The sequence below is a fragment of the Streptomyces sp. NPDC002994 genome (assembly GCF_040611155.1).
Taxonomy (GTDB): Bacteria; Actinomycetota; Actinomycetes; order Streptomycetales; family Streptomycetaceae; genus Streptomyces.
On the sequence record NZ_JBEXNQ010000031.1, the window covers coordinates 14,729 to 31,536 of the forward strand.

Consider the following 16,808-nt stretch of genomic DNA (forward strand, 5'->3'; position numbering starts at 1 on the left):
CACCCGAGGTTTGTCCACCGGCGGGAGGGGGCGGGTCGCGCAGGGGGTGGTGTTCGGGACGTAGAGCGTGATTTGTGCGCAGGGAGTGGGCTTCGTACAAAGGGCGCTGCTGGGCGGCTAAATCATGCAGTCCCGAACACCGCCCCCGGAGCGGCACGCTCCCGGCACCAGAAACCGGCCCCCGGAGGCGGCGGCACGCCCCCGGCACCAGAAACCGGCCCCCGGAGGCGGCGGCACGCCCCGCACCCGCGTCAGTTCAACCGCGCCCGAGCCGCCCGCGCCCGCCGCAGGATCGCCTCCGCCGACGTGGGGTCCACCGCCGCCACCACCTCCGCGTACGCCTCCATTTCGGCCGCCCCGCCCAGGAAATCCCCCCGCTGCACCAGCAACTGCGCCCGCTCGAACCGCAGCCGCGCCGCATGCGACGGCAGCAGCAGGGACAGCTCCACCGCCCACAGCTGTACGTCCGTACGCTCAGGGCGGGCCGACGCCCACGCCCGGATGTTGTTCAGGATCCGCAGCACGATCTCCAGCGGATCCGCCGGCGCCAGCATCGAGGGGTCGAGTGGTTCCCCCGTCGCCCCCGCCACCAGCAGCTCCGCGTCCGCCCCCGTCAGCAGCCGCCCCCCGTCGAACGGGTCGACCAGCACCTGCTCCTCCCGCGAGCCGAAGCCCACGACGAAGTGCCCCGGCAGAGCGACCCCGTACACCGGCGCACCCGCCCGCCGGGCCACCTCGATCCACACCACCGACAACAGGATCGGCAGTCCGCGCCGCCGCCGCAGCACCTCGTGCAGCAGCGAGGACTCCAGCCGCTGGTAATCCCCCGGCGTCCCCCCGAACCCGCACCTCGCCCCCAGCAGTTCGGAGACGGCGGACGCCCACCCCCGCGCCCCGCCGGGGCGAAAGGGCAGCAGGCCCGCCAGGCGGTCGAGTTCGATCTCGGCCGCGTCCATCCCGGCCTCGTCCAGCGAAGCATCCGCCTCCGCGCCCACCAGCAGGCACAGCAGCGCGAGGTCCGGCCGCTCGGCGCGGGCCTCCTCGGCGAACCGCTGACGCAGTTCGTGTTCGGTGGGTCGTCCCATACGCGCTCTTTACCCGCCTAGGCCGGTCGGAAGTGGGAGTAGCTGTGGTGGGTGGCGAAGCCCATGTCGTCGTACAGCGCCCGCGCGCCGTCGTTGTCCGCCTCGACCTGGAGCCACGCGGCCGACGCGCCCTCCTCCAGCGCCTTGCGGGCCAGCGCCGCCATCACCGCACTGGCGAGCCCCTGGCGCCGGTACGCCGGATCCACCTCGACCGCCAGGAAACCGGCCCACCGCCCGTCGACGACACACCGCCCTATCGCGGCGGGCGCTTCCCCTTCACCGGGGAGGCCGGGGACGCCGGGGACGGACGCGAACCACACAGAAGGGCCGCTCTCCAGGACCTTCATCACGTGCGGCCCCGGCTCCCCGAACCGCTGATACCGCGCGAGCCACTGCGCATCGCACGCCCGCTCCAGCCGCACCCGGGACACGTCGACGTCCATGTCCGCGATCGGTGCGAGCGCGGCGATCCGTACCTCGGCGGTGACTTCGCGCGTCCACCCGAGCCGCTCCAGCTCCGCGGCGAGACGTTCCTGGGTGCCCTCGGCCCCGGTGGAGACCTGGACGTACGCGGGAAGCCCACGGGCCGCGTACCACTCCCGTACGCGCTCCAGCGCCGCGCCGAGCGGCATCCCGGGATCACCGAGCGGCAGGGCCGAGTTGGCGCGCCGCGTGAAGCCTCCGGCGGCGCGCAGCAGCCACTCGCCGAGCGGCTCGCTCTCGACGGGCTGCCAGGCGCGTGCGCAGACCCGCGCGAGCTCCTCGAAGGTCGCCGCGGGACCGCGCCGCCGGGCCGGGGCGGACGGCACGACCTTGCCCGCGACCAGGGCGGATTCCGCGATGCGGACGGACTCGCCGTCGCGCCGTGTGATCGACAGCACACCGCTGTCCCAGGATGTGAGAACACCAACCGTGTCAGTGAACTTCGCCCCCGGCACTCCGGCTTCGTCCAGGCGCCTGACTGATACACGTTTGCCCACGTCATCAGGCGAAATACGGACCTCGAGTCGTCCGCCGGTAGTGAATTCCACAGTTCTGCCCGCCCCTCCTGTTCGGATCGTGCCCGGGAACGGAGATACTAGAGGCGGGCATCGACGACGCCGCGCTCCCGCGCGCCACGTGGACGGAGCCGCAGATCGGCCCGCCGCGCCCTATCGAGGAGGAACGACAGCGTGACCTACGTCATCGCGCAGCCTTGTGTCGACGTCAAGGACAAGGCGTGCATCGAGGAGTGCCCGGTCGACTGCATCTACGAGGGCTCCAGGTCCTTGTACATCCACCCGGACGAATGCGTCGACTGTGGTGCCTGTGAGCCGGTCTGCCCGGTCGAGGCCATCTTCTACGAGGACGACACCCCGGAGGAGTGGAAGGACTACTACAAGGCGAACGTGGAGTTCTTCGACGAGCTCGGCTCGCCCGGTGGTGCTTCCAAGCTCGGTCTGATCGAGCGCGACCACCCCTTCATCGCAGCGCTCCCGCCGCAGAACCAGTAAGCGGCGAGGCAAGTGCGCCGCCCCGGTCCCGTACGGCCTTTTCCGCCGTACGGGACCGAGGCGTTTCCAGAGCCAGAGCCAGAGATAGACGAGAAAGCGATCCACCGTGTCCGCAGTCACTGACCGTCTGCCCACCTTCCCCTGGGACAAGCTGGAGCCGTACAAGGCGACCGCGGCCGCCCACCCGGACGGCATCGTGGACCTCTCCGTCGGCACGCCCGTCGACCCGGTCCCCGCGCTGATCCAGCAGGCTCTCGTCGCGGCGGCGGACTCCCCGGGCTATCCGACGGTGTGGGGCACGGTCGCGCTGCGGGACGCGCTCACGGGGTGGGTCGAGCGGCGCCTCGGCGCGCGCGGTGTGGCGCACACCAATGTCCTGCCGGTCGTCGGTTCGAAGGAGCTGGTGGCCTGGCTGCCGACGCAGCTCGGTCTCGGCGCCGGTGACCAGGTGGCGTACCCGCGGCTCGCCTACCCGACGTACGAGGTGGGCGCACGGCTGGCGCGCGCCGAGCCGGTCGCGTACGACGATCCGGTGACGGACCTCGACCCCGCGCGCGTCAAGCTGTTCTGGCTCAACTCGCCGTCGAACCCGACGGGCCGCGTCCTGGCCAAGGACGAGCTGATCCGGATCGTGGCGTGGGCGCGCGAGCACGGCGTGCTGGTGTTCAGCGACGAGTGCTACCTGGAGCTGGGCTGGGAGGCCGAGCCCGTCTCCGTACTGCATCCGGATGTGTGCGGCGGTACGTTCGAGGGCCTCGTCGCCGTCCACTCGCTCTCCAAGCGTTCCAACCTGGCCGGGTACCGCGCGGCGTTCCTGGCGGGCGACGCGGCTGTCCTCGGCGACCTGCTGGAGATCCGCAAGCACGGCGGCATGATGACGCCGGCGCCGGTCCAGGCGGCGACGGTCGCGGCGCTCGGCGACGACACGCACGTGGCCGAGCAGCGGGAGCGGTACGCGGCCCGGCGGGCGGCGCTGCGCGGCGCGCTGGAGGGGCACGGCTTCCGGATCGAGCACAGCGAGGCGAGCCTGTACCTCTGGGCGACGCGCGACGAGCCGTGCTGGGAGACGGTGGCCTACCTGGCGGAGCTGGGGATCCTGGCGGCTCCTGGCGACTTCTACGGGCCCGCCGGCGGCCGTTTCGTACGGGTGGCGTTCACGGCCACCGACGAGCGCGTCGCGGCGGCGGTCAAGCGCCTCGGCGGCTGACGGACGGTGTACGCGGAAGGGGCCCCGGGGAGTACGAACTCCCCGGGGCCCCTTGTGCTTGCGTACGGACTAGCCGATCGGCAGTCCAGTGCTGGGCAGGGAGCTGGTCGGCAGGCTGCCGCCGGCGGGCAGGGCGTCCGTGGGCAGGCCGCCACCGGCCGCCGGGAGGCCCTCGCCGGTCGCGGTCTTGGTGGTGTCGCCGAGGACCTCGCCGGCGCTTCCGGCGACGTCACCGGCAGCCTTCTGCGCGGCGGGGGTGGCCGTCTTGCCGGCCTTGCCGACGGTCTTGCCTGCGGTCGGGACAGCCTTCTTGACGGCCTTGCTGCCCGTGTCACCCGCTGCCTGGGAGCCCTTCTGCGCCGCGCTGTCGACGGAGTCGCCGAGACCGGCGCCGTCCAGGGCGGTCAGGCCGCCCAGGTTCGGGGCGGCGGTGGGAAGGTCAGCGGCGCTCGCGGCGCCGGCGGCACCGACCACGGAGGTTGCGCCGGCCGCGACAAGCAGTGCGGCGCGGGCGATCCGGCGGGTCAGGGGGAGAGACATGGTGCTCCTTAGGCGGGAGAGACGTTGATGGAGACGGTCTGTCCGACGATCAGACGCCATGACAACCGCTGAAGGGGCGGGAGAGGTTGCGGTGCGCCAAGGTAAAGAGTTTGCAATGCGTCGCATTATCGGCTCCGGATGAACCCGGGCAAATGATCCGTTCCGCAAAGGGGCGCGGGAGGGTCGGTTCCCTTTGTTCTCCAGGGAATTGGGGAATGGAGGGGTGACGGTCCGCAGGCGTGTGCGCAACGGTGCTGCGGCGGGGTCCGCTTACCGCTTTCGGGTGATCGTCCGCACTATTGCGCGGTGGTGATCCGTACCTCTGCGGAGCCGTTCTGCGCCTTTTGGGACTGCCATGCCTGTCCGGAATCCCCGGTGGCCCACACGCGGTCGGCGTAGGCGACCTCTTCGATGCGGAGCTCGGAGGCGTGGGCGACGGCCCAGTGCGCCAGCTCCCAGCCGCGCCGGTCGCCGGCGGTACTGCCGGCGGCCGCTGCCTGCGCGGCGGGTACGGGCACGGTCACGGTCGCGGCCGCCGGGGAGCTGCCGAGCTTCGCGCTCGCACCGGTTGTGCCCGCGGTGTCCGGTTCGTCCTGGGGGCCGGCGGCCTGGGCCTTGGGCAGTACGTCGGGCCCGAAGTCCCGTATCAGCGCGGCCCGTACGTCGTCCGGCTTCCCCGCCTGTGCGTCGCGCGGCGCCGAGCAGGTCAGCGACGCGGGCGCCCGCCCGGTGAGCGCGGCGGCCAGCAGCGCCGCGTCCGGCTCGTGCTTCGCGTACGCCTGCGGGAAACCACTGCGTTGGACGCGCTGGGCGGCGACGGTCAGCGGCAGCCGGGAGTAACCGGGGACCTTCTCCAAGTGCTCGTAGAACTTCTCGGACGCGTAACCGGGATCGAGGATCTGCTTCTGGGTGCCCCAGCCCTGCGACGGACGCTGCTGGAAGAGGCCGAGCGAGTCGCGGTCGCCGTACTTGATGTTGCGCAGCGCCGACTCCTGGAGCGCGGTCGCGAGCGCGATCGTCACGGCCCGCTCCGGCAGCCCGCGCGAGGTGCCGACGGCGGAGATCTTCGCGGCGTTGACCGCCTGCTCGGGGCTGAGCTCGTACGTCGACCCGTCGCCCTCGGCGGAGCGCACGGTGCAGCGTGGTGCGCCCCCGCCGCCGGTCACGTACTGCGCCACCAGATACCCGGCCAGCGCGAGCAGCACGGCGACGCCCGCCGCGATGCGCAGGGGGCGGCCGCGAGTTACGGAAGAGGTGGACTCAGGCACGCTGCCTAAGGTACTGGAGGCCGTTCCCGGCCTTCCCGGGGGACGACCCCGTCGCCTTCCGGCCGGGGACGGTTACGCTCGTGGGCATGGCCGAAACACCGCTTGACCTCTTCCAGGACGCCCCCGCGCTGACCGCCCGGCTCATCGACTTCCCGTCGGTGAGCGGAAGCGAGAAGGCTCTCGCCGACGCCATCGAGGAGGCGCTGCGCGCACTGCCGCACCTCACCGTCGACCGGTACGGCAACAACGTGGTGGCCCGTACGAACCTGGGGCGCGCCGAGCGGGTCGTGCTGGCCGGGCACATCGACACCGTCCCGATCGCCGACAACGTGCCGTCCAGGCTCGACGAGAACGGCATCCTGTGGGGCTGCGGTACGAGCGACATGAAGTCCGGGGTCGCCGTTCAGCTGCGTATCGCCGCGACCGTCCCCGAACCCAATCGGGACCTGACCTTCGTCTTCTACGACAACGAAGAGGTCGCCGCGCACCTGAACGGCCTCGGGCACATCACCGACGCCCATCCCGACTGGCTGACGGGCGACTTCGCCGTACTCCTCGAACCGTCCGACGGGCAGGTCGAGGGCGGCTGCCAGGGCACGCTGCGGGTGCTGCTGCGCACGGCGGGGGAACGGGCGCACTCGGCGCGCAGCTGGATGGGCTCCAACGCCATTCACACGGCGGCGCCGATCCTGGCCCGCCTGGCGGCGTACGAGCCCCGGCGGCCCGTGATCGACGGCCTGGAGTACCGCGAGGGTCTCAACGCCGTCGCGATCGAGGGCGGTGTGGCGGGTAACGTCATCCCCGACGCGTGCACGGTGACGGTCAACTTCCGTTACGCGCCGGACCGCAGCGAGGCGGAGGCGCTCGCGCACGTACGCGAGGTCTTCGCGGGCTGCGACATCGCGGAGTTCGTCGTGGACGACCACTCCGGGGCCGCCCTGCCCGGCCTTTCGCATCCGGCCGCCGCGGCGTTCATGGCGGCGGTGGGCGGCACCGCGCAGCCCAAGTTCGGCTGGACCGACGTCTCGCGCTTCAGCGCGGTCGGGGTTCCGGCGGTCAATTACGGTCCGGGGAACCCGCTTCTCGCGCACAAGCGGGACGAGCACGTGGCCGTCGAGCGAATCACGCACTGCGAGGAGCGACTTCGCGCCTGGCTGACCGCCTGAATTTCACTGTTCGTCACGTGTGTGGACCTACGCTGTCCGGACAATGTTCGGCACGGAGGGAGTACGGCATGGCGATTCCTGAAGAGGAGCGGGTACCGGAAGAGCAGCGTCTGGGGCCTGTGGTGCGCCGCGGCGACCAGATCCAGCCGGGCACGACCGACCAGCGACTGCTGGACTCCAACGGCGATACCAGTTGGGTGCACACGGACCCGTGGCGGGTCATGCGGATGCAGGCGGAGCTGGTGGACGGTTTCGGCGCCCTCGCCGAACTGCCGCCCGCCATCAGCGTCTTCGGTTCGGCGCGCACGCGGCCCGGTACGCCCGACTACGAAGCGGGCGTGGAACTCGGCAGGGGGCTGGCGGAAGCCGGGTTCGCGGTGATCACGGGCGGTGGTCCGGGCGCGATGGAGGCGGCGAACAAGGGGGCGCGGGATGCCAAGGGCATCTCGGTCGGCCTGGGGATCGAGCTGCCCTTCGAGCAGGGCATCAACCCGCACGTCGACATCGGCGTGAACTTCCGCTACTTCTTCGTCCGAAAAATCATGTTTGTGAAGTACGCGCACGGCTTCGTGGTCCTGCCGGGTGGCCTCGGCACGATGGACGAGCTCTTCGAGGCCCTGACGCTGGTCCAGACCCGCAAGGTCACGCGCTTCCCGATCGTGCTGTTCGGTTCGGCGTACTGGGGCGGGCTGGTGGACTGGCTGCGCGACACGGTGATCGCGCAGGGGAAGGCGTCGGAGCGGGACTTGCTGCTGTTCCACGTGACGGACAGCGTGAAGGAAGCGGTGGCGCTGGTGTCGAAGGAGTCGGAGAGGTAGCGGCTGGGGCAAGTCCCAGACCCCGGACGGGCGAGTTTTGCGGCCGGGGCCGCGAAACTCGCCCCTGCCGGGCAACTCCAGCCCTCCGGCGTTTGAGGAGCGGGGTCTGGGGCGGCGCCCCAGTTCGGCCCCGCGCAGCGGCCCGCGCCCGGCCCCCGTAACCCGCCCGCTCAGGCCAGCCCGCGCCGCGCCACCGCCGGAGGCCGGTGTCCGGCGATCGACGCCACCATGTCCAGTACCTGCCGCGTCTCCGCCACCTCGTGCACCCGATAGACCTGCGCCCCCAGCCACGCCGAAACCGCCGTCGTCGCGAGCGTCCCCACCACCCGCTCCTTCACCGGCCGGTCGAGCGTCTCGCCGACGAAGTCCTTGTTGGACAGCGAGACCAGGACAGGGCGGCCCGTCGCCACCATCTCGCCCAGCCGCCGCGTCGCCTCAAGGCTGTGCCGGGTGCTCTTGCCGAAGTCGTGCCCCGGGTCGATTAGGATCGCGTCGCGCCGTACGCCCAGCTTCTCCGCCCGTTCCGCCAGCCCGACGGTCACGTCGAGGATGTCCGCCATCACGTCCTCGTACGTGACCCGGTGCGGCCGCGTCCGCGGCTCCGCGCCGCCCGCGTGCGTACACACCAGGCCCACGTCATAACGGGCCGCCACCTCGGCCAGCCGCGGATCGACGCCGCCCCACGCGTCGTTCAGCAGGTCCGCCCCCACCTCGCAGACCGCCTCGCCCACCTCGTGCCGCCACGTGTCGACGCTGATCACCACGTCCGGGTGCCGCCTGCGCACCTCTGCGACGAAACCGACCGTGCGCCGCGCCTCCTCGGCGGCGCTCACTTCTTCGCCCGGGCCGGCTTTCACGCCGCCGATGTCGATGATCGCGGCGCCCTCCGCGACAGCCTGCTCGACGCGGGCGAGAGCGGGCTCGTCGTGGAACGTCGCCCCCTGGTCGTAGAACGAATCCGGGGTCCGGTTCACGATCGCCATGATCACCGGTTCGTGCGCTCCGAACTCGCGCTGTCCCAGCCTGAGCACCGTGTTTCCTCCTCGCGTCGGTCGCCTGCGACCTTAACTGTCAGTGCCGCATGGCACGATCGGGACTGGACAGTTTCCGCTTTGCGCGTGCCCCGGGGAGACCTCGTGTTCTTGTTCTTGGTTGTGGCGATGGTGGTCGTGGTCGCCGCGGTCACCCTCGCCGTGGTCGGCGGAGGCGGCAGCGACAGCGGCGGGGTGCTGCCCGAAGCGGCGCCCGAACACCTGGTGGACCCGCTGCCCGCGACGCGCCCGGTGGGCCGCGCCGATGTCGAGGCGCTGCGCCTGCCGCTGGCCCCGCGCGGCTACCGGATGGCAGACGTCGACGACGTGCTCGGCCGCCTCGGCGCCGAGCTGGCCGAGCGGGACGCGCGGATCGCCGAACTGGAGGCCGCGCTGGCCGGTGTCCAGGCCAGGGCGGTCGGCGGCGCGGACCTCTTCAAGGACGACCGCCTCGGGAACGAGCCGGACGAGGGGCCGCAGTCATGATCGGCGGAGCCGAGCCGGGCCCGGACGGCGGTCTGCGCTGCCCCTGGGGCCTGGCCACCGAGGAATACGTCGCGTACCACGACGAGGAGTGGGGCCGCCCGGTCCACGGCGACGACGCACTGTATGAACGCCTGTGCCTGGAGGCCTTCCAGTCCGGTCTGTCCTGGCTGACGATCCTGCGCCGGCGCGAGGGTTTCCGTACCGCCTTCGCCGATTTCAAGATCGCTTCGGTGTCGGCCTTCACCGACGAGGACGCCGCGCGCCTGCTCGCCGACCCGGGGATCATCCGCAACCGCGCGAAGATCGAGGCGACCCTCGCCAACGCCAGGACGCTCGCCGGCTGGCAGGCCGGCGAGCTGGACACCCTGATCTGGTCGTACGCCCCGGACCCCGCGACGCGCCCGGCCCCGCAGACGATCTCGGACGTTCCCGCGATCACTCCGGAGTCCGTCGCGCTGTCCAAGGCGCTCAAGAAGCGCGGCATACGTTTCGTCGGTCCGACGACGGCGTACGCCCTGATGCAGGCGTGCGGTCTGGTCGACGACCACCTCGCTCAGTGCGTGGCGCGCGGCGGGCCGGCCCGGCACTAGCGGGCTGTCACCGGGCTGTCACCGGGCTGTCATCGGCCGACGTACTGCGGCTTCTCCTTCGCGATGAACGCCTGCACCGCGATGGTGTGGTCCTGCGACGCGCCCGCCTTCGCCTGGAGTTCGTCCTCCTTTTCGAGGGTCTCGCCGAGGGTGTGGCCCGCGCCGTACGCCAGGGACTCCTTCAGCGCGGCGTACGCGAGTGTGGGGCCCGCGGCGAGGGTGCGGGCGACCTTGGCGGCCTCGGCGGCCAGGTCGGCGGCGGGCACCAGCTTGTTGGCGATGCCCAGGTCGAACGCCTCCTGCGCGGAGATCGAGCGCGGGAAAAGCAGCAGGTCGGCGGCGCGGCTCTGGCCGATCAGGCGCGGCAGCGTCCACGAGACGCCCGAGTCGGCGGTCAGCGCGACCCCGGCGAAGGACGTGTTGAAGGCGGCCGTGTCGGCGACGACCCGGTAGTCGGCGGCGAACGCGAAGCCCGCTCCGGCGCCCGCGGCGACGCCGTTGACTCCCGCGACAACGGGCTTCGGCATCTCGGTCAGGGCCCGCACGATGGGGTTGTAGTGCTCGCGCACCGTGCTCATGGTCTGGCCGGTGCCCGACTCACGGTCGGCGGCGAGTGACGAGATGTGCTCCTTGAGGTCCTGGCCCACGCAGAACGCCCTGCCGGTGGCGGTCAGCAGGACCGCCCGTACCGCCGGATCGGCGGCCGCGGCCTGCACCGCGTCCCTCAGGGCGACCTTGGCCTCGGTGTTCATGGCGTTCATGGCGTCGGGACGATTGATCGTGATCGTCGCGAGTCCGTCGGTCACCTCGTAGAGCACGGTGTCGGCCATTGATGGGTCCCCTTTTGCGGCTCGGGCAGGCATGTTGTGCCCAGCATGGCGGAGATCACCGGGGCTGCACATGTGACCTGCGTCTAACAAAGTCAGGCCGGTGGGGGCCCGGCGGCGGCGAAGTATCGCAGGCGGACCGCCGAATTGAGTGGTTTTGAGAGAGCGCGTTGCACAAGCGATGCCGAGCGATGTTGGTCTTTGGGGTCCGCCATGCGGGATAATGACCTGGAAGCAATGTGTTCGATGCCGGTGACACAGCTGCCCGACACGGGGCCGCCGGCTGCGATGAGCTGGTTTCAGGAAGGGGAACGAGCATGGCGGCCATGAAGCCGCGAACGGGCGACGGCCCGCTCGAGGTGACCAAGGAGGGGCGGGGCATCGTCATGCGCGTTCCGCTCGAAGGCGGCGGACGACTTGTCGTCGAGCTGACTCCGGATGAGGCCGATGCGCTCGGCGACGCTCTGAAGAAGGTCGTCGGCTGACGCGGAAGCGCCTGAACTTTCCACTGCCCCGGTACGCCGCAAGCGTGCCGGGGCAGTGCTATGCGCGGGGGTGGACGGGGCGAATGCGCCCGGTCAGCTGCGGCGTACTCCGCAGAGCAGGCCGTCGCCCACCGGGAGCAGCGTCGGGACGAGCCGGTGGCTCTCGCGCACCTCGCGCAGCAGCTCGCGCAGGCGCAGGACCTCCGGCGGCTGCGCCGCGGAGTCGACCGTGCGGCCGTCGGCGAAAACGCCCTCGAACACGACGATTCCGCCGGGCTTCAGCAGGCGCAACGATTCAGCGAGGTAGTCCATGTACTCAAGACGATCGCCGTCGCAGAAGACGATGTCGTACCCGCCGTCGGCGAGGCGGGGGAGTACGTCGAGGGCGTGCCCGGGGATGAAACGCGCGCGGTTCGCGGCGTAGCCGGCCGCGCGGAACGCCTCACGGGCGAACTGCTGCCACTCCGGTTCCGGGTCCACCGTGGTGAGTACGCCGTCGGGCCGCATCCCGTCGAGCAGATAGATGCCGCTGACGCCCGTGCCCGTACCGATTTCGGCCACCGCCTTGGCGTCCGCGGTGGCAGCGAGAAGCCGCAGCGCGGCACCGGTTCCCGGTGACACCGCGCGGAGTCCCGCCTCCCGGGCCCGATCACGCGCCCAGTGCAGGGCTTCGTCCTCGGCGACATAGGCGTCGGCGAACGCCCAGTTCGTCTGCCGGTTGGCGGTAATGGCCCTCTCCTGTCCCCGTAGTTGGCGCACCCGTGACTGTATCCGCTGACGTCGGGAACCCGCAGATGGGACCGGGCGTTGAAAGAGGACAGGGGGAGACATGGATCAGGACCGCATGCGGCTTCCAAATTCGCGTAAAGATGCTTATCCGGAGCTAACGGGCGAGGTGGCTATGGTAGGGGCTCCACTGGACACCACCAGAGCCGATAGGGGAGGTGCGGCTGCGCCTGTGGATCGGGGAGGAGTGCTGCGGCGCTTTCTCAGGTCGGCGGGTGAGCCGAAATCCGTGACCGACATTGCTGACCGCACGCCTTCCACGTACTCCGCGCAGACCGCGACGTTCGCCTCAGATGCGGAATCTCAGGCGTGGACCCCTCCCACCTGGGAGGAGATCGTCAGCACGCACAGTGGTCGCGTCTACCGCCTTGCCTACCGCCTGACCGGCAATCAGCACGACGCCGAGGATCTCACCCAAGAGGTCTTCGTCCGCGTCTTCCGCTCGTTGTCGACGTACACGCCCGGCACCTTCGAGGGCTGGCTGCACCGCATCACGACCAACCTGTTCCTGGACATGGTCCGCCGCAAGCAGCGCATCCGCTTCGACGCGCTCGGCGACGACGCGGCCGAGCGGCTGCCGAGCCGTGAGCCGTCCCCTCAGCAGGTCTTCAACGACACCCACTTCGACGCGGACGTGCAGCAGGCGCTGGACACGCTGGCGCCCGAGTTCCGTGCGGCGGTCGTGCTCTGTGACATCGAAGGCCTGTCGTACGAGGAGATCGCCGCGACGCTGGGCGTCAAGCTCGGGACCGTACGCAGCCGGATCCACCGTGGTCGCTCCCACCTGCGCAAGGCTCTGCAGCACCGGTCTCCGGAGGCCCGCGCCGAGCAGCGCTCGCTCGCGAGCGTGGGCAGCGGCGTCACAGTGGCGGGCGGAGAGGGCGGAGCAGAGTGAGTGGCACCCGACCGACCTCTGCCGAACAGCACCTGGGGGACCGGCTGGCCGCCCTGGTGGACGGCGAGCTGAGCCATGACGTCCGCGAGCGGGTCCTGTCGCACCTGGCGACCTGCGCCAAGTGCAAGGCCGAGGCCGACGAACAGCGTCGCCTGAAGAGCGTCTTCTCGACGACCGCGCCGCCGCCGCCTTCCGAGGGTCTGCTGGCCCGGCTCCAGGGACTGCCCGGAGGCGGCCCCGGGGGTGACGACAGCGACGGCCCAAGGCCGTTCGGGCAGGGAGGCTTCGGAAACGGAGTCTTCGGCTCCGACACCCCGCGAGCGAGACCCGGCAGACCCGGCAGCCCCGGCAACAACTTCTCCTTCGAGTACGCACCGACCGCCGGGCACATCGGCGTGCTTCCCGGCGCCGCGCCCGGGCGTGGCTTCCGCATCCATGACGTGGGCCGCGCCGAGGCGGAGCGTTCCGGCGGGCGCGGGAGGCGGCTGGCCTTCGCGGCGGCGAGCGCCGTGTCGCTCGCGGCGTTCGCGCTCGGCGGCGCCATGCCGGTCGGATCCACCGGCGAACCCACCGCGAGGGGCGGCGGCTCGGGCAACAACGTCACGCCGCAGCGCGCGCCGAGCCCGAGCGGTGTCGTCGCGGAGAACAACCGCCGCCGCACCACGGGCAACGGACTCCTCGCAGCCAGTGCCAGTGCCGGTACCCATGCCGGTACCAACGCCACTGTGCCGTCCAGGCTCCTCGGAACGGGAACAGGGCAGGGCGGCGCGCAGGGGCACGCCCTCACGCAGCCGTTCTCGGCGCCCACGCTCACCGGTCAGAGCCCCCTGCCGCTGATACACCGGTCGGGCTCTGCCCTGGCGCTGGCGTACGCCCCCGGCCACCGTCCGTCGGTGACCGTGCCGCCGTCGCTGTCGCTGCCGCCGCTTCAGCCGGCCACTCCTTCACAGCCCGGACTGCCCGTTTCTCCCTGAGACTGGTTGAATCCTGGGAGGGTGCTCCCTTGGGGGCACGGACAACGAGGTGGCACGGCCCAACGGGCGTGCTCGTGGGGTTGCGGGGAGAGCATGGACGAGGGCAAGCCCGCCGGGCCGAAGGCAAAGTGGTGGAGTCGTCCCGCACCTGTTCACGGGGTGCCGGAGCCGGAATCGGAGCGGGAGCCGGCGCGGGTCGCGGTGGATTCGGATGCGGATTCAGGTTCGGTGCGCGCGGCCGAAGTCCCCGTGCCTGTCCCGCAGCCGCGTCCGCAGCCCCTGCACGACCCTGATCCGTACGCCACGCCGCCGTACGGAGGCCCAGGCCCCTGGGCGCCCGCGCCGCCCGTGCAGCGCCCGGTGCCGACCCCGCCGCACGGCACGTTCGTACCACCGGGAGCACCGGGAGCACCGGGAGCGCACGGAGCCCCTGTGACGAACGGGGCCGGTGTGCCCATGGCACCGCCCCAGCAGCTTCAGCCACCGCCCCAGCAGCCCCAGCCCTCGCAGTGGCTGCAGTACGACCCCTGGGGCGTGCCCCAGCAGCCGCTGACCCACCCCGGTGACCCCGCGGCCGGCAGCCGGCCGAAGAAGGGCAGCCGGGGCACGCTGCTCATCGGAGCGCTGCTGGTCGCCCTCGTGGCCGGCGGCATCGGCGGCGGCGTCGGGGCGTACATCGAACGCAACGGCGGCATCACCCGCGTCGAACTGCCGCAGGCGCAGCAGGAGGCCGGTAAGGGCCGCGCCCCGGACAGCGTCGCGGGCATCGCGGCCAGCGCCCTGCCGAGCGTCGTCACCCTGCACGTCAGCGGGGCCGGCGAGCAGGGCACGGGCACCGGCTTCGTGCTCGACGCCAAGGGCCACATCCTCACCAACGACCACGTCGTGGAGCCCGCCGGAGCCGACGGCACCATCAACATCACCTTCAGCGGCGGCCAGACCGCGAAGGCGAAGCTCGTCGGCAAGGACAGCGGCTACGACCTCGCCGTCGTCCGCGTGCTCGGGGTCGACGGCCTGAAGCCGCTGCCCCTGGGGAACTCGGAGAACGTCCAGGTGGGTGACCCGGTGGTGGCCATCGGCGCGCCGTTCGACCTACAGAACACCGTGACCTCCGGGATCATCAGCGCCAAGGAGCGCCCCATCACCGCGGGCGGCGAGAAGGGCGACGGCAGCGACGTCAGCTATGTGAACGCGCTCCAGACCGACGCCCCGATAAACCCGGGCAACTCCGGCGGCCCGCTGGTGGACGCCCAGGCCCGGGTCATCGGCATCAACAGCGCCATACGCGCGGCGGACAACAGCGCGGGCCTCGAAGGCAGCCAGGGCGGCAGCATCGGCCTGGGCTTCGCGATCCCCATCAACCAGGGCAAGCGCGTCGCCGAGGAGCTCATCAACACCGGGAAGGCGACACACCCGGTGATCGGTGTCACGCTGGACATGAAGTACGCGGGCGACGGCGCCCGCGTCGGCACCAAGGGCGCCGAAGGCCCGTCGGTCACGCCCGGCGGTCCGGGCGCCCGCGCCGGGATCAAGCCCCGCGACATCATCACCGAGGTCAACGGCCAGAAGGTGCACAACGGGCAGGAGCTGATCGTCAAGATCCGCGCCCACCGCCCCGGTGACCGGCTGGAACTGACCGTGGTGCGCGCGGGCAAGGAGCGCACGGTACCCGTGACGCTCGGCTCGGCGAACGGCAACTGAGGGACGGGCACACACGCGTCCGCACGACTGTTACGTGAAGGTACCGTCCGGACAGATTGGGCGGGTACCGTGGACCGGGCCCGGACCGGTCCTCTGCCTGCGGCGGGGAGGCCCGCCGACCCGCGGGCGCGGAGACCCGAGGAGCAACCGAGGAGCAACAAGGTGTTCAGTGACATAGGCGCACTCGAGCTGGTGACGCTCGTGGTTCTCGGCGTACTTGTCTTCGGGCCGGAGAAGCTGCCGAAGCTTATCCAGGACGCCTCGGCGATGATCCGTAAGCTCCGTGAGTTCTCCGAGAGCGCCAAGCAGGACATCCGCTCCGAGCTGGGCCCTGAGTTCAAGGACTTCGACTTCGAGGACCTGAATCCCAAGACCTTCGTCCGCAAGCAGCTGATGGACAACGACGACCTCGGGCTCAAGGAGATCCGCAGCAGCTTCGACCTCAAGAGTGAGATGGCCGAGGTCGCGGACGCGGTGCACGGGCGCGACAGCGGCTCGTCGGCCGGATCGGCGATCGGTTCGAACGGTTCGGCCGGCAAGGCGAACCTGTCGAAGGACTCCACCGGCACCCCCGACCTGCTCAAGAAGCGCGAAACGCCCGCTCAGGCCGAGCGGTCGCCGTTCGACGCCGACGCCACCTGAGCCCTGCCCTTCCCTACGAGCCGCGCCAAGGTGGCTATCCTCCATCTGTCCGGATGTGAGGACGCCCGAGGGGGGCGGGCCGTATCCGGACGCCACGGAACAAGGAGGCGGCCGGATAGATGGAGACCACGAGTCGGGTCGGAGCGCAGGGAGCACCCCTGACGCCCAGCACGTCCACAGCGGAGGGGGTGCCAGCAGCCCGGCGTACGGTCGACGGCTATCTGCGGGCACCTTTCCCCTGGTACGGGCTGGATGACGCGTTCACCGGGCCCCGCTGGCTGATGCAGGTCGGCACGGCGGCGGACGGCACGGTGCAGCACGGTTCCACGGGTCACGGCGAGGAGCCGTCGATACGGCCCGCCGCCGCCGAGGACGGCCAGGAGAAGGAACGCTTCGCGGTGGTCGTCACCGTCGCCAGCAGCCCCGTGCGGCGCAGCGGCGACGGTACGGGCGTACTGGAGGCCACTTCGGTCTCCTCCGCAGCCTGGCTGGCCGGTTCGGGCCTGCTGCTGTCCACCTGGCCCGCCCAGCTGGACCACTCGCTGCGCGACGACTGGCTGGACCAGCAGACCGAGACGGCCTTCGAGCTGGCCGACGACCTGTCTGGGCCGGCCTGGTCGTCGCTGTCGCTGCCGGTGGACGGCGTACCGACGCCCTTCCACTACCGCGAGTCGGAGTACGGCTGGGTGCTGGCGGGGGCCGGGGAGGACGGCGTGATCCTCGGGGCGTACGGGCGCGGGATGAGCGCGTACGGGCTGGGGTTCTCGGTGGTCAAGGACATCACGACGTACGACCAGGGCTAGCAGCCGACGCA

At 71.3% G+C, this 16,808-nt stretch carries 19 protein-coding genes; 12 read left to right on the forward strand and 7 right to left on the reverse strand.

All coding sequences use genetic code 11. The annotated features are described in order from the left end of the window. Positions 1-251: 251 nt before the first annotated feature. On the reverse strand, positions 252-1,085 hold the full coding sequence (locus ABZX79_RS31360; RefSeq protein WP_355265223.1) for a transglutaminase-like domain-containing protein: 834 nt from the start codon (positions 1,083-1,085) through the stop codon (positions 252-254). Positions 1,086-1,102: 17 nt separating this feature from the next. After that, positions 1,103-2,116 carry a GNAT family N-acetyltransferase gene (locus ABZX79_RS31365; protein WP_355265226.1) on the reverse strand — a complete coding sequence of 338 codons (1,014 nt, stop codon included), beginning with the start codon at positions 2,114-2,116 and terminating at the stop codon, positions 1,103-1,105. A 141-nt stretch (positions 2,117-2,257) separates the two neighbouring features. On the opposite strand from ABZX79_RS31365, the gene fdxA reads away from it, so the two are divergent. Then, a complete protein-coding gene (gene fdxA, locus ABZX79_RS31370) occupies positions 2,258-2,578 on the forward strand; it encodes a ferredoxin (protein WP_018089397.1) in 321 nt (106 codons plus the stop codon). Positions 2,579-2,684: 106 nt separating this feature from the next. After that, a complete protein-coding gene (gene dapC / locus ABZX79_RS31375; protein WP_355265229.1) occupies positions 2,685-3,785 on the forward strand; it encodes a succinyldiaminopimelate transaminase in 1,101 nt (366 codons plus the stop codon). Between the two features lie 69 nt (positions 3,786-3,854). Here dapC and ABZX79_RS31380 read toward each other — a convergent pair whose 3' ends face one another. Both ABZX79_RS31380 and ABZX79_RS31385 read right to left on the reverse strand, forming a co-directional pair. Continuing rightward, positions 3,855-4,325: an ATP-binding protein gene (locus ABZX79_RS31380; protein WP_355265232.1), complete on the reverse strand. Its 471-nt coding sequence runs from the start codon at positions 4,323-4,325 to the stop codon at positions 3,855-3,857. 296 nt (positions 4,326-4,621) lie between these two features. Further along, positions 4,622-5,593, reverse strand: a complete 972-nt coding sequence (locus ABZX79_RS31385) for a heavy metal transporter (protein ID WP_355265234.1) — start codon at positions 5,591-5,593, stop codon at positions 4,622-4,624. Between the two features lie 86 nt (positions 5,594-5,679). Here ABZX79_RS31385 and dapE point away from each other — a divergent pair, with 86 nt between their 5' ends. Together dapE and ABZX79_RS31395 are read left to right on the forward strand one after the other, a co-directional pair. After that, positions 5,680-6,759, forward strand: coding sequence for a succinyl-diaminopimelate desuccinylase (gene dapE / locus ABZX79_RS31390; RefSeq protein WP_355265237.1), 1,080 nt, complete (start codon positions 5,680-5,682; stop codon positions 6,757-6,759). Positions 6,760-6,827: 68 nt separating this feature from the next. Continuing rightward, positions 6,828-7,577, forward strand: a complete 750-nt coding sequence (locus ABZX79_RS31395) for a TIGR00730 family Rossman fold protein (RefSeq protein WP_355265240.1) — start codon at positions 6,828-6,830, stop codon at positions 7,575-7,577. A 170-nt stretch (positions 7,578-7,747) separates the two neighbouring features. On the opposite strand, the gene folP is transcribed toward ABZX79_RS31395, so the two are convergent. Then, a complete protein-coding gene (gene folP, locus ABZX79_RS31400) occupies positions 7,748-8,608 on the reverse strand; it encodes a dihydropteroate synthase (RefSeq protein WP_355265243.1) in 861 nt (286 codons plus the stop codon). A gap of 105 nt (positions 8,609-8,713) precedes the next feature. Between folP and ABZX79_RS31405 the strand changes: the two genes are divergently transcribed. Then, positions 8,714-9,094 carry a hypothetical protein gene (locus ABZX79_RS31405; protein WP_355265245.1) on the forward strand — a complete coding sequence of 127 codons (381 nt, stop codon included), beginning with the start codon at positions 8,714-8,716 and terminating at the stop codon, positions 9,092-9,094. Further along, positions 9,091-9,684, forward strand: coding sequence for a DNA-3-methyladenine glycosylase I (locus ABZX79_RS31410; protein WP_355265248.1), 594 nt, complete (start codon positions 9,091-9,093; stop codon positions 9,682-9,684). Before ABZX79_RS31405 ends, ABZX79_RS31410 begins: the two co-directional genes overlap by 4 nt. Before the next feature lie 29 nt (positions 9,685-9,713). Here ABZX79_RS31410 and ABZX79_RS31415 read toward each other — a convergent pair whose 3' ends face one another. After that, on the reverse strand, positions 9,714-10,514 hold the full coding sequence (locus ABZX79_RS31415; protein WP_355265250.1) for an enoyl-CoA hydratase-related protein: 801 nt from the start codon (positions 10,512-10,514) through the stop codon (positions 9,714-9,716). 314 nt (positions 10,515-10,828) lie between these two features. On the opposite strand from ABZX79_RS31415, the gene ABZX79_RS31420 reads away from it, so the two are divergent. Further along, on the forward strand, positions 10,829-10,996 hold the full coding sequence (locus tag ABZX79_RS31420; protein ID WP_003966491.1) for a DUF3117 domain-containing protein: 168 nt from the start codon (positions 10,829-10,831) through the stop codon (positions 10,994-10,996). 93 nt (positions 10,997-11,089) lie between these two features. On the opposite strand, the gene ABZX79_RS31425 is transcribed toward ABZX79_RS31420, so the two are convergent. Continuing rightward, positions 11,090-11,755 carry an O-methyltransferase gene (locus ABZX79_RS31425; protein ID WP_355265253.1) on the reverse strand — a complete coding sequence of 222 codons (666 nt, stop codon included), beginning with the start codon at positions 11,753-11,755 and terminating at the stop codon, positions 11,090-11,092. 142 nt (positions 11,756-11,897) lie between these two features. Here ABZX79_RS31425 and sigE point away from each other — a divergent pair, with 142 nt between their 5' ends. The 5 genes from sigE (at position 11,898) to ABZX79_RS31450 (ending at position 16,797) form a co-directional block, all read left to right on the forward strand. Beyond that, a complete protein-coding gene (gene sigE / locus ABZX79_RS31430) occupies positions 11,898-12,677 on the forward strand; it encodes an RNA polymerase sigma factor SigE (protein ID WP_355265413.1) in 780 nt (259 codons plus the stop codon). Continuing rightward, positions 12,674-13,651: a zf-HC2 domain-containing protein gene (locus ABZX79_RS31435; protein ID WP_355265256.1), complete on the forward strand. Its 978-nt coding sequence runs from the start codon at positions 12,674-12,676 to the stop codon at positions 13,649-13,651. Before sigE ends, ABZX79_RS31435 begins: the two co-directional genes overlap by 4 nt. Positions 13,652-13,744: 93 nt before the next feature. Beyond that, positions 13,745-15,352: a trypsin-like peptidase domain-containing protein gene (locus ABZX79_RS31440; RefSeq protein WP_355265259.1), complete on the forward strand. Its 1,608-nt coding sequence runs from the start codon at positions 13,745-13,747 to the stop codon at positions 15,350-15,352. Positions 15,353-15,514: 162 nt separating this feature from the next. Then, positions 15,515-15,994: a sec-independent translocase gene (locus tag ABZX79_RS31445; protein ID WP_355265262.1), complete on the forward strand. Its 480-nt coding sequence runs from the start codon at positions 15,515-15,517 to the stop codon at positions 15,992-15,994. Positions 15,995-16,113: 119 nt separating this feature from the next. After that, positions 16,114-16,797 (forward strand): hypothetical protein, encoded by a 684-nt coding sequence (locus tag ABZX79_RS31450; protein WP_355265265.1) that lies wholly within the window; start codon positions 16,114-16,116, stop codon positions 16,795-16,797. Positions 16,798-16,808: the final 11 nt, after the last annotated feature.